General features: G+C 73.3%; 7 protein-coding genes. 6 read left to right on the top strand and 1 reads right to left on the bottom strand.

All coding sequences use genetic code 11. The features are described from left to right. Positions 1-30 precede the first annotated feature (30 nt). The 4 genes from ASD33_RS02030 to ASD33_RS02015 all read left to right on the top strand — a co-directional run bounded on the left by ASD33_RS02030 (position 31) and on the right by ASD33_RS02015 (position 9,154). Positions 31-3,267: a protein kinase gene (locus ASD33_RS02030; RefSeq protein ID WP_056552229.1), complete on the top strand. Its 3,237-nt coding sequence runs from the start codon at positions 31-33 to the stop codon at positions 3,265-3,267. A gap of 324 nt (positions 3,268-3,591) precedes the next feature. Beyond that, complete coding sequence (locus tag ASD33_RS02025) at positions 3,592-5,406, top strand: serine/threonine-protein kinase (RefSeq protein WP_056552225.1); 1,815 nt, start codon at positions 3,592-3,594, stop codon at positions 5,404-5,406. Between the two features lie 195 nt (positions 5,407-5,601). Further along, positions 5,602-7,263, top strand: a complete 1,662-nt coding sequence (locus ASD33_RS02020) for a succinic semialdehyde dehydrogenase (RefSeq protein WP_056552222.1) — start codon at positions 5,602-5,604, stop codon at positions 7,261-7,263. A 49-nt stretch (positions 7,264-7,312) separates the two neighbouring features. After that, a complete protein-coding gene (locus tag ASD33_RS02015; RefSeq protein ID WP_056552219.1) occupies positions 7,313-9,154 on the top strand; it encodes a GMC family oxidoreductase in 1,842 nt (613 codons plus the stop codon). 785 nt (positions 9,155-9,939) lie between these two features. Here the strand turns inward: ASD33_RS02015 and ASD33_RS02010 are convergent. Further along, a complete protein-coding gene (locus tag ASD33_RS02010; protein WP_056552216.1) occupies positions 9,940-10,233 on the bottom strand; it encodes a chorismate mutase in 294 nt (97 codons plus the stop codon). Positions 10,234-10,585: 352 nt separating this feature from the next. Between ASD33_RS02010 and guaA the strand changes: the two genes are divergently transcribed. Beyond that, positions 10,586-12,178, top strand: coding sequence for a glutamine-hydrolyzing GMP synthase (gene guaA / locus ASD33_RS02005; RefSeq protein WP_056552213.1), 1,593 nt, complete (start codon positions 10,586-10,588; stop codon positions 12,176-12,178). 119 nt (positions 12,179-12,297) lie between these two features. After that, the gene (locus ASD33_RS02000; RefSeq protein ID WP_056552210.1) at positions 12,298-13,086 is read left to right on the top strand and encodes a class II aldolase/adducin family protein; all 789 of its coding nucleotides are present in this window, start codon (positions 12,298-12,300) and stop codon (positions 13,084-13,086) included. Positions 13,087-13,253: the final 167 nt, after the last annotated feature.

Raw genomic sequence — 13,253 nt, 5'->3', positions numbered from 1 at the left:
GGGGACAGCGTGCGCGCGTGGGGAGGCGTCGTGGACGACTACGCGGGAAGGGTGCTGGCGGACCGCTACCGCCTGCCGCTGCCGCCGGTGGACGCGGACGGGCATTCCGACGCGTACGCCCTGGCCGAGACGCGCGCCTTCGACACCTACAGCGGCCAGGAGGTCCTGGTCCGCCAGGTGCCGCTGCCGGAGTTCGTCGATGCCGAGGTGCTCGACGGAGAGAGCGGCACGGCGGCGCTCCACGGCGGTACGGGGCGGGCGACCCGCCGCCCCGCCGAACCCGTCGTGCGCCGGGCGATCGAGGCGGCCCAGGCCGCCGCGCAGATCCCCGACCACCCCCTCCTCGACCAGGTCTTCGACGTCTTCGCGGAGGCCGGTTCGCTGTGGATAGTGAGCGAACGCATCGCGGCCCGCCCGCTGGCGGCGCTCCTCGCCGAGCGGCCGCTCAACCCCTACCGGGCCGCCGAGATCGGCGCCGACGTCCTCACCGCGCTGCGCGCCCTCCACGCCCATGGCTGGGTGCACCGGAACATCACCGCCCGGACCGTGCTCGTCTGCGACGACGGCCGGGTGGTGCTCACGGGCCTCGCGGTGGGCGCGGCCGAGGAGGCCCTCTGCGGGTACGCCCCCGTACCGGAGGAGGACGCGGAGGCACCCGGACCGGGGTGGGACTCGCCGACGGGGGAGGCCGACGGGGACGAGGGTCCGGACGAGTTCCGGCACGAGGACGACTTGGGGCCCGAGGTCGGCTTCGGGACCGAGGAGGACTTCGGGAGCGGGACGGACTTCGGGACCGAGACGGACTTCGGGAGCGGGACGGACTTCGGGACCGAGACGGACTTCGGGACCGAGGAGGACTTCGCGACCGAGGGCGGCCTCGGGGACCCGGAGGGCTTCGGGGGGTACGGGACCGAGGAGTACGGCTCCGAGCGGTACGGCGCGGAGGAGTACGGCTCCGGCCGGCGGGGCTTCGAGGAGTACGGCACGGAGGAGTACGGCTCCGAGGTCCACGCCTCCGACCTGTACGAGGTGGAGGTCTACGAGGAGGCCGACGAGCAGGTCCCGTACGGGTCGGAAGCGCACGCGGACCCGGACCTGACCCCTGCCCCGTACGGCCCGGACCCCGACACCGACCCGGACCCGGACCCCGGCCCCGGCCCCGACCTGTACGGCGTCGACCCCTACGGGCGCGCCACCCCCGCTGCCCCCGCCGAGACGCAGCCCGCCCCCGCGCCGCCCACCGCCGATGTGCGGGCCGCACGGGCCGGGGCCATCGCCGCGTACCGGGCCGGGGCCCGTGCCGCCGCGCGCCTCGGCGAGACCGGGTCGCTCCCGGTCCAGCGGCCCGCGCCGCCCGGCCCGCCCGAACTGCCGCCGCCCCCTCCGCCGACGGCCCAGGCGGTCGGCGCGCCCGAGCCGCAGTGGTGGGCGCGGGTGGCGGACGACGACGAGGACGACGACGGCGACGAGCCGTACGGGGACGGTGGGCCGCCGCCCGGCAGGCCCCCGCGCGTGATGCTCGCCGGCAGCTGGAGCGACGGCCCGCACAGCTCGCGGGACGGCTCGGGACCGATCCCCGCCGGCGGCGGTTCGGGCGGACCGGGTGGTTCAGGGGGTACGGGAGGGTCGCGGGGCGCGGGAGGTGAAGGGCCCGGACGAGGGCCCGTGCTGCCCGGTTCCGGTCGCCCCGCCCTGCCCGCCGGGTACACGGCCGCGACCCCGGACCCGGCCCGCCTCCCGGTCCCCGCCGCCGCCCGCGAGGCCGGGGCGGTCGCGATCCCCGCGCAGGCCCACCGCGGCCCCACCACCCGGCTCGCCGCCGAGCGGGCCCGGCAGACCCGGATCGCGGTCGTCGGCGCCGTCACGGAACGCTGGGCCCCCGAACAGGCCGGTCCGGTCCACGAGAACTGGCGGCTCGCCCCGCCGATCGGCCCCGCGACCGACCTGTGGGCGCTCGGGGCGCTCCTCTACCGGGCCGTCCAGGGGCACGCGCCGTACCCGGAGGACAGCGCGGCGGAGCTGGTCCAGCTGGTCTGCGCCGAGCCGCCCGCCTTCGCGGAGGAATGCGGGCCGCTGCGCCCGGTCGTGGAGTCGCTGCTGCGTCAGGACCCCACCGAACGGCCCGACTTCGAGGAGCTGCGCGGCTGGCTGCGGTCCCTCGTGCGCTCGGCGCCCGAGCCGGAGGCGGGAGCCGGAGTCGTACCGCTGCCGTCCTTCGACGAGGCGCGGCTGCCGATCGTCCGCCGGCGCGGTGAGCTGGTGCGCCGCCGGCGCGGGGGAGCGGGGGCGGGCCGGCACCGCCACAAGCGCGGCAAGGACGCGCGCCTTCCGGCCCCCCACGAGGACGCGCGCGCGTACGAGGCCGATCACGGACGCGGCGACCCCGGAGGCGGTGGCGATCACGCCCCCGCCGGTCGCGGGCGCGCCGATCGCGTACGGGCCGAGTACCGCGAGGAGTTCCACGAGGAGTACCGCGAGGAGATCCCGCAGCGCGCGCCCAGGCCGCCCCGTACCGGACGGTCGTCGTCCGCCGGGTCCGAGGGTGCCTCGGGTTCGCCGCGGAACCTCGGCCGTACGCTCCTGGTCCTGGTCTTCCTCCTGCTCGGCGGCGCCGTCGCGTACGCCGTCCTCTTCCTGCCCGGCGACAAGGAGTCGCCCGCCGGGCCGACCGAGCCCACCACCGCCGGCCGGCCCCCGACCACGGCCGGTCGGAGCCCGGGCTCCGGCACCACCGCACCCACGACCGCACCGTCGACGAAGCCGACCGCGCCGCGCACCACCCCGCCCCCCGCGAACCCTTCGGGGCCCGCGCTCGCCGCCGGGTACGCCCTGCGGCAGGACCCGGAGGGCTTCCGCATCGGGGTGCCGGACGGGTGGCGGCGCAGTGCCATCAACGACGCCGGACAAGTGCGGTACAGCAGCGGCGACTTCACGATGATCGTCGTACCCGGCCGGGACGGCGTCCGCGAGAACGGCTCGGACCCCTTGGAGTACCAGAACTCCAAGGAGCGCGAGCTGGATCCGTGGCGCACGTCCAGCTGGTCGGGGGCGGAGAAGACCCGCCGGGTCGACATCGGCAGCACGGCTACGGCCACCGGGAGTTACTGGTGGCTGGACAGCACGGGCCGTGAGGTGTTCGTCCGCAACCTCGCGCTGATCGACGGCGGTCGCTATCACGTCGTGCAGGTCATCGGCCCGCAGAGCGAGCGCGACAAGGTGTCGGAGATCTTCGACGAGGCGACGAAGGCGTTCCGCCCGGGCCGCTGAACGGGCGGGATCGCAGGCGGGATCGCGCGCCCGGTCGCGCGCGGAGGGCGCGCGGTTCGTACTCCGGTCGTACGCGGGTTGTACGCGCGCCGCGCACGCCGAGCGCGCGGAACACCCGACCGAAGTGCGCCCGGGGCGCACGCAATCCCCGCGCAATCCGTGCACAAGCCGCGCATGCGCCGCGCACGATCCGCGCGTGGCACGCGCAGGGCGCCGAAACGTCCACCGGCCCCCGGTCACAGTGCTGTTCCTATGGCAGCCCCGAGGTTCCGTCGCGCGTACCCCCCTCCGTAACCTGGCATCAGAAGGAACGGGCGGGGGCAAGTGGAACATTCTCAGAGCACAGGATCCGGGCTGTTGCTCGCCGGTCGCTACCGGCTGGGCGAGTCCATCGGGCGCGGCGGCATGGGCAAGGTCTGGCGCGCGCACGACGAGGTGCTGCACCGTGTGGTGGCGGTGAAGGAGCTGACGGCCGGCCGGTTCGTGGGCGAGGCCGACCGGCTGGTGCTGCACGCCCGGACGCAGAAGGAGGCGCGGGCCGCCGCGCGGATCACGCACCCGGGCGTGGTGACCGTCCACGACGTCCTGGAGCACGACGACCGTCCGTGGATCGTGATGCAGTACGTCGACGGGCCCTCGCTCGCCGACGCCGCCAAGGAGTCGGGCCCGATCGACCCCCACGAGGCGGCCAGGATCGGGCTGCACGTCCTCGGCGCGCTGCGCGCCGCCCACGCGGCCGGGGTGCTGCACCGGGACGTCAAGCCGGGCAACGTCCTGCTGGCGCGCGACGGGCGCGTGCTGATCACCGACTTCGGGATCGCGGCGATCGAGGGGGACGCGACGATCACCCGGACGGGTGAACTCGTCGGCTCCATCGACTACCTGGCGCCCGAGCGGGTGCGGGGCGGCGACCCCGGACCGGCCTCCGACCTCTGGTCCCTCGGCGCCACCCTGTACACGGCGGTGGAGGGCACCTCGCCGTTCCGCCGCACCTCCCCCATCAGCACCATGCAGGCCGTGGTCGCCGAGGAGCCGCCGTACCCGGAGAAGGCCGGACCGCTGGCCTCCGTCATCGTGGCCCTGCTGCGCAAGGACCCGGACCAGCGGCCGCAGGCGGACGAGGCCGGGCGGATGCTGCTCGACGCGATGGAGGGGCGCGCGCCGGAGGCGGCGCAGGCGTACGTGCCGACCCAGCGCGTGGCCAGGGAAGAGCTGGAGTCGGCGGGGGAGGGGCGGGGCTCCGTCCTCGACCTCGTGGAGCTGGGTGAGGACGACGGCGAAGGCCCGCAGAGCCACGAAGGCACCGGAGCACGCACGGGGAAGGGCGCCGGTACGGCCACGGGTACGGGTTCGGCGGACGCCACCGGCCCGTCGGGCACCTCCCGCACGCCCGCCCCGGCCCGTACCGCCCAGTGGGCCCAGCCGCCCCACGGCCACCAGCCCGCTCACCCCCACCAGTCGTCCCACCCCGCCTCTCCGCCCACCCTGGCCCCCGCTCCCTCCGCCCCCGGCCGGGGCCGCTGGCGCACCGCCGTCCTGGCGGCCCTGCTCGCCGGACTCGTCGCGGGCGGCGCGGTCTTCGCCGCGATGAACTACGTCGGCGGCGACCGCGAGGGCAACGACGGCGGCCGGACCACGTCCACCGGACCCGGTCCCGCCCCGTCCACACCGGGCCCCGCGACCGACGTCCCGGCCGGCTGGCACCGCGTCGACGACCCCGAGGGCTTCAGCCTCCTCGTACCGGACGGCTGGAAGCGCCAGACCGAGGGCGACCAGATCGACTACACCCCGGACAACGGCAACCACCGCATCCGGATCAGCATCGACCGGAACCCGGACTTCGAGAATCCGTACATGCACGCCCTCGACCTGGAACGGGTCCTGGAGCGGCGGATGGACTACAGCCGGATCAAGCTCGGCCAGGTCACCTACCGCGACCAGGTCCGTTCCTGCCAGTGGGAGTTCACCTGGACGGAGAAGAAGGACTTCCCCGGGCCCCGGCACGCGATCGACCTGATGTACTACGAGGACGACGGCACGGAGTACGCCCTGTACATGTCCTCGCCGGAGTCGAGCTGGGAGAAGACCCGGGAACAGTTCGACATCGTCCTCCAGCACTGGCGGGCGCCGGGCGACTGACCGGCGGGGCCGGAGGCGCGGACGACGGACCGGCCCGCCCGGAGGTGCCGGAAAATCTCCGCAAAAACGCCCCGGCGGCCGTAAGCCGCTGATCAGGCCTTATGTGCCAGTGATCGCTGGCGCGATGTGAGTACCCGGTGAAAACGCGTTACCGACGGGTACCCAAAGGGCGGAACGCGGCCTACGCTCGGCCTCATGACGGACTCGCAGGCCCCCGCCGCCCCCTCGGTTCCCGACGCCCCCGCCGCGAAGGCCGGAGCCGCCCCCGCGGGGGCGACCAATCCGGTCGCGCCCGCGCCCGCCGGCGCGCGTACCGCCGCCGACGTCGTGACGCCCGAGGTGGTCGCCCGGCTCACCCGCGGAGTCGCCGGCTCCGGACGCACCGCCAACCACACCCCCTTCACCGGGGCGAAGCTGGCGGACCTGCCCGAGTCCACCCCCGAGGACGTCGCCGAGGCCTTCACGCGCGCGCGGGCCGCCCAGGAGGCCTGGGCCGCCACGCCGGTCAAGGCCCGCGCCGCGATCCTCCTCCGCTTCCACGACCTCGTCCTCCAGCGCCAGTCCGAGGTCCTCGACCTCATCCAGCTGGAGACGGGCAAGGCGCGCCTGCACGCCCACGAGGAGGTGCAGGCGGTGGCCGTCGCCGCCCGCCACTACGGCCGCAAGGCCCCCTCGTACCTGCGCCCCAAGCGCCACACCGGCGTCGTCCCGACCCTCACCAAGGTCACCGAGCTGCGCCAGCCCCGCGGTGTCGTCGGCCAGATCGCGCCCTGGAACTACCCCCTGGAGCTGTCCGTCGGCGACGCGCTCCCCGCCTTCGTCGCGGGCAACGCCGTCGTCATGAAGCCCGACACCGAGACCGCGCTCACCGCGCTGTGGGCCCGTGACCTGCTCATCGAGGCCGGCCTTCCCGCCGAGGTCTTCCAGGTCGTCATCGGCGAGGGCCCGGTCGTCGGCCCCGAGGTCGTCAAGCACGCGGACTACGTCTCCTTCACCGGCTCCACCCGCACCGGCCGCGAGGTCGCCCAGGGCGCCGCCGCCCGACTGGTCGGCGTGACCCTGGAGCTCGGCGGCAAGAACGCGATGCTCGTCCTGAAGGACGCCGACATCGAGAAGGCCGCCGCCGGAGCCGTCCGCGCCTGCTTCTCCTCCGCCGGCCAGCTCTGCATCTCCATCGAGCGCCTCTACGTGCACGAGTCGATCGCCGACGCCTTCCTCGACCGCTTCGCCGCCCGCACCAAGGCCATGCGCCTCGGCCACTCCCTCGCGTACGGCGCGGACATGGGCTCCCTCGTCGGCGAGCGGCAGCTGGAGACGGTCACGAAGCACGTCGAGGAGGCCGTCGCCAAGGGCGCCACGCTCGTCGCGGGCGGCGTCGCCCGCCCCGACATCGGCCCCCTCTTCTTCGAGCCGACCATCCTCGACGGCGTCGAGGCCCCGATGGCCGTCTGCAACGAGGAGACCTTCGGCCCGGTCGTCTCGATCTACCGCTTCCGCGACGAGGACGAGGTCGTCGCCCTCGCCAACGGCACCCCGTACGGCCTGAACTCCTCCGTCTGGACGAAGGACGCCCGCCGCGGCCACGCCGTCGCCGCCCGGCTGCGCACCGGCACCGTCAACATCAACGAGGGATACGCCCCCGCCTACGGCAGCGTGCAGTCCCCGATGGGCGGCATGAAGGACTCCGGCCTCGGCCGCCGCCATGGCTCCGAGGGCATCCTCAAGTACACCGAGGCCCAGACCGTCGCCCAGCAGCGGCTGATCCCGCTCGCGCCCTCCTTCGGGATGGACGACGAGAAGTACGCCGCGTTCATGAGCACGTCCCTGAAGGCGATGAAGGCCCTGCGCCTGCGCTGATCCCGGATCCGCCCCGCCCCTTTTCGCCCTTTTCCGTACGAGGAGAGCCATGACCGCGCTACCCCCTACCCAAAATCAGGAGCAGCCCGAGAACGGCTCGTACGGCGACGGCGACGGCTCCGGGGACGGCTACGACTACGACGTCCTCGTCGTCGGCTCCGGCTTCGGCGGTTCGGTCACCGCCCTCCGCCTCACCGAGAAGGGCTACCGGGTCGGCGTCCTGGAGGCCGGCCGCCGCTTCACCCGCGCGACCCTGCCGAAGAACTCCTGGGACGTGAAGAACTTCCTGTGGGCCCCGGCCCTCGGGCTCTACGGCATCCAGCGCATCCACCTGCTGGGCAACGTCATGGTCCTCGCGGGCGCCGGCGTCGGCGGCGGCTCCCTCAACTACGCCAACACTCTCTACGTACCGCCGAAGCCGTTCTTCGACGACCCGCAGTGGAAGGACATCACGGACTGGCAGGAGGAGCTGGGGCCCTACTACGACCAGGCGAAGCGCATGCTCGGCGTCCGCCTCAACCCGACCATGACCCCCTCCGACGTGCACCTGAAGTCCGCCGCGCAGGCCATGGGAATCGGCGACACCTTCCACATGGCGCCGGTCGGCGTCTTCTTCGGTGACGGCGACGACGCCGACGGTACGGCGAAGGCGAAGCCCGGCGGCGAGGTCGCGGACCCCTACTTCGGCGGCGCGGGCCCCTCCCGGCGCGCCTGCACCGAGTGCGGCGAGTGCATGACGGGCTGCCGCCACGGCGCCAAGAACACCCTCAACGAGAACTACCTCCACCTCGCCGAGAAGGCGGGCGCCACCGTCCACCCCATGACCACCGTCGTCACCGTCACCGAGGACTCGCGCGGCGGCTTCGCCGTGAAGACCCTCCCCACCGACCAGCGGCGCAAGGGCAAGGGCCGCACCTTCACCGCCCGCCGGGTGGTCGTCGCGGCCGGCACCTACGGCACCCAGACCCTGCTGCACCGGATGAAGGACAGCGGGCTGCTGCCCCGGATCTCGCAGCGCCTCGGCGAACTCACCCGCACCAACTCCGAGGGCCTGGTCGGCGCCCAGACCACCGACCGGCGCTACCGCAGGAAGCACGGCAAGGAGAAGGCCGACTTCACCAGGGGCGTCGCCATCACCTCCTCGGTCCACCCCGACACCAACACCCACATCGAGCCCGTGCGGTACGGCAAGGGCTCCAACTCGATGGGCAGCCTGACCGTCCTCCAGGTCCCCTACGGGGCCCACCGGGTGCGCAACTGGTTCCTCAACCTGCTCCGGCACCCCACGCTCGCCGCCCGTTCGCTCTCCAACTGGCACTGGTCGGAGCGGACCATCATCGGCCTGGTCATGCAGTCCCTCGACAACTCCCTGACGACCTACCGCAAGCCCGGCGGCCTCGGAAAGGGCCTGCTCACCGCCCGCCAGGGCCACGGCGCGCCCAACCCGGTCCAGATCCCGGAGGCCACCCGGGCCGCGACCCTCCTCGCCGAGGAGATCAACGGCTTCCCCGGCTCCAACGTCGGCGAACTGATGGGCACCCCGCTCACCGCCCACTTCCTGGGCGGCTGCCCCATCGGCTCCGACGCCGAGTCCGGCGTCATCGACCCGTACCACCGGCTCTACGGGCACCCCGGGATCTCCGTCGTCGACGGCGCGGCCGTCTCGGCCAACCTCGGCGTCAACCCGTCCCTGACCATCACGGCGCAGGCGGAGCGGGCGATGTCCTTCTGGCCGAACAAGGGCGACGAGGACACCCGGCCGCGCCAGGGCGAGGCGTACGTACGGCTCTCGGCGGTCGAACCGAAGTCCCCCGTGGTCCCGGCCGAGGCCTTCGGCGCCCTGCGGCTGCCCTTCCTCGGCATCCCGACGGTCCCGCCGAAGGCGGAGTGACCCGCTCGCGGGACAGGTGAACAGGTAAAGGGCGCTGCACCCCCCTCCGAGTGCAGCGCCCTTACCAGCTTTGGTGGTGCTGCATAGATGACCCGCGACCGCCGGGGATGGTTGTAGCGGTTGCACAGGTTCTTCGTGTGACGCGCGTCACGTACGGGGTGAGGGGTGTCCGGGCGCACGGGCAAGGGCCCCGTGGCGCGATTCCGGTCGCGGCACGGGGCCCTTGGGGGTCGGCACCGGTGTCAGGGCAGCGGCGGTGCCGAGCGGGGCGGCGCCGGGGGTTGCGCCGCGTGGGGAGGGAGAGGGGAGGGGGACGGGTCGGTACGGAGTACGGGGTTCGTACGCTGCTGGCGGTCGCGGGGGCCGCGGCCGGATGAGCCGGTTGCGGCCGACCCCGAGCGTCCCCGGGATCGACCGCTCCTTCTGGGCGACCGGACTGCTGTCCCCTGCTGTCCGGTCACAAGCGCTGGTGCGAGGTCCCACGACGTACCAGAGGTACGCCACACGCCCCAGCGAAGCCACGCGTGGTTTCTTACGGGCCCGCCCCTGGCTGGCACGGACACCCGGACCAACGAAGCCGACTCGGAGCCGGTCACGCGCCGTACGGGTGAGAGCGGGCCCGAACTCAGATCCGGGCAGCCACCCCGGTGCGTGCCCGGCGCGGCCCCTGGCGGGTCCGAGGCGCGCTGCCCGCGCCCCGGGCCGCCGCGCCGAGGTGTGCTGCCCGCGCCCCGGGCCGCCGCGCCGAGGTGTGCTGCCCGCGCCCCGGGCCGCCGCCGCTCCCGTCAGATGCGGCCCCGGCACAGCTCCAGCATCGTCATCGCCAGCGCCGTGCCCGGCTTGCCCAGCGCGTCCCGGTAGTGGGCGAGGACCTCCATCTCGCGCGCCAGGTTCACCCGGCGGCCGCCCGAGGAGATCCGGGACTCCTGGATGACGGCCGAGACGGCCATCCGCTCCTGGATCAGCCCGATGATCCGGTCGTCCAGCGCGTCGATCCGCTCCCGGGCGCCCCCGATCAGCGTCGCCGCCTCGTCGGTGCGGGCGCCGGTCTTCTCGGGGGTGGCGGTGTTCGTCGTCATGGCGGTGCTCCTGGGGGTGTCGTACGGTCCCGGCGGCGCCGGACCGATGCGGATGACCCCGGGGCGACCCGGCCCGGAACGACAGAACGCCCCGGGCTGTCAGCCCGGGGCGCCTGGGAAGTCGCTTGTCAGTTGCTCAAGCAGCACGACCATGGCAGCCGGTGGGCCGGTTGCCATAGGTAAAGACGTAGGTCGTGAACTCGCGCATGCCGACAGTATGGACCCCCGTACGGAGCGGGACCGAACCGGGTTCGGATGGTGAGACGAAAAGCGCCACCGGCGCGCCGGTAGAATCGACAAATAGCACCCCCCTTCGGGGGACCCACCCTCCTACCGCCGGAAGGCCGCCGAAGTGTCATCAGCGACCCCCGCTGCCGCGCCCGACGTCACCAACCCGGACGTAGTCCTCGTTGTCGACTTCGGCGCCCAGTACGCCCAGCTCATCGCCCGCCGCGTCCGTGAGGCCCGGGTCTACAGCGAGATCGTCCCGTCCACCATGCCGGTGGCCGAGATGCTGGCCAAGAACCCGAAGGCGATCATCCTCTCCGGCGGCCCGTCCTCCGTGTACGCGGAAGGCGCCCCGCGCCTCGACCGCGCCCTCTTCGAGGCGGGCGTCCCCGTCTTCGGCATGTGCTACGGCTTCCAGCTGATGGCGACGACCCTCGGTGGCACCGTCGACAACACCGGCGCCCGCGAGTACGGCCGCACCGAGCTGCACGTCTCCAAGGCCGGCTCCACCCTCTTCGAGGGCACCCCGGTCGAGCAGTCCGTGTGGATGTCGCACGGCGACGCCTGCTCCGCCGCCCCCGAGGGCTTCACCGTCACCGCGTCCACGGACGTCGTGCCGGTCGCCGCCTTCGAGAACGACGAGAAGAAGCTCTACGGCGTCCAGTACCACCCCGAGGTGCTGCACTCCACCCACGGCCAGCAGATCCTGGAGCACTTCCTCTACCGGGGCGCCGGCATCGAGCCCAGCTGGACCACGGGCAACGTGATCGAGGAGCAGGTCGCGGCCATCCGCGCCCAGGTCGGCGACAAGCGCGCCGTCTGCGGCCTCTCCGGCGGCGTCGACTCCGCCGTGGCCGCCGCGCTCGTCCAGAAGGCCATCGGCTCCCAGCTCACCTGCGTCTACGTCGACCACGGCCTGATGCGCAAGGGCGAGACCGAGCAGGTCGAGAAGGACTTCGTCGCCTCGACCGGCGTCAACCTGAAGGTCGTCGACGCCCAGGAGCGCTTCCTCACCGCCCTCGCCGGCGTCTCCGACCCGGAGACCAAGCGCAAGATCATCGGCCGTGAGTTCATCCGCGTCTTCGAGCAGGCGCAGCTGGAGATCCTCCAGGAGGACGGCCCCGAGGTCGCGTTCCTCGTGCAGGGCACCCTCTACCCGGACATCGTCGAGTCCGGCGGCGGCACCGGCACGGCCAACATCAAGTCCCACCACAACGTGGGCGGCCTCCCCGACGACATCGAGTTCGAGCTCGTCGAGCCGCTGCGCCAGCTCTTCAAGGACGAGGTCCGCATGGTCGGCCAGGAGCTCGGCCTGCCCGACGAGATCGTCCAGCGCCAGCCCTTCCCCGGCCCCGGCCTCGGCATCCGCATCGTCGGCGAGGTCACCAAGGACCGCCTGGACCTGCTGCGCGAGGCCGACGCCATCGCCCGCGAGGAGCTCACCGCGGCCGGCCTCGACCGAGAGATCTGGCAGTGCCCGGTCGTCCTGCTCGCCGACGTCCGCTCCGTGGGCGTCCAGGGCGACGGCCGCACCTACGGCCACCCGATCGTCCTCCGTCCGGTCTCCTCCGAGGACGCCATGACGGCCGACTGGTCGCGTCTCCCGTACGATGTACTGGCCAAGATCTCGACCCGCATCACCAACGAGGTCGCCGACGTCAACCGCGTCGTCCTCGACATCACGAGCAAGCCGCCGGGCACCATCGAGTGGGAGTAGTCGCTCCCGCCCCCTGAGCCGGCCGAAGCCGTCGCCCCGCACGACCGGGGGCGGCGGCTTCGTCGTTCGGTCCGTCCGGGCTCTGGTGAGTTGACCGGCCGGGCGTTACCTTCCGGCGCATGAGCGTGATACCCGACCCCGTCCCCCTCGAACGGCTCCACTTCGCCATGCCGCCCGTCCACGCGACGGCCGAGGAGGAACGCACCCACCGCAAACAGCGGATCGCGGGCGCACTCCGGCTCTTCGGACGCTTCGGATACGAGGAGGGCGTCTCGGGCCACATCAGCGCCCGCGACCCCGAGCACCCCGACTGCTACTGGGTGAACCCCTTCGGGGCCCCGTTCGAAGAAGTGACCGCGAGCGAACTCATCCTCGTCAACGGCGACGGCCAGGTCCTCCGGGGCGGCCGGCACGTCAACCAGGCCGCGTTCACCGTCCACGCCCAGGTCCACCGCGCCCGGCCCGACGCCGTCGCCGTCGCCCACACCCACTCCCTCCACGGACGGGCCCTCGCCGCGCTCGGCGAACTCCTCGACCCGATCACCCAGGAGGCCTGCGCCTTCTACCAGGACCACGCCCTCTACGACGCCTACACGGGCGTCACCGTGGACGCCGAGGAAGGCCGCCGCATCGCCGTCGCCCTCGGCGCGTTCAAGGCGATCGTCCTCCGCAACCACGGCCTCCTCACCGTCGGCACCTCCGTCGACGCGGCCGCCTGGTGGTTCATCGCCCTGGAACGCTGCGCCCAGGTCCAGCTGACCGCGCGCGCGGCCGGCAAACCCGTCCTGATCGACCACCGCGAGGCCGTCGCCACCCGCGAACAGCTCGGCAGCGACCTCGTCGCCTGGATCAACTACCAGCCGCTCTGGCGCAGGATCAGCCGAGCGGAGCCCGAACTCCTGTCGTAACACCATCGCTTCACCCTTCTGTACGTCAATGAGATGGCGCGGCAATCACTCTCCGGCGGGGCGCACGCGGCACGCGCGGAAGCCGCCGGTGCGACACAATTCCGGTGAATCAACGGCTGGTTGACCATTCGGGGCGCACCGGCACGTGTCGTGAAGTGAGCTCGGGA

The organism is Streptomyces sp. Root1304 (genome assembly GCF_001426405.1).
Lineage (GTDB): Bacteria > Actinomycetota > Actinomycetes > Streptomycetales > Streptomycetaceae > Streptomyces.
The sequence above is the reverse complement of the archived record's forward strand: the minus strand, read 5'-3'. Positions and strand labels throughout refer to the sequence as shown.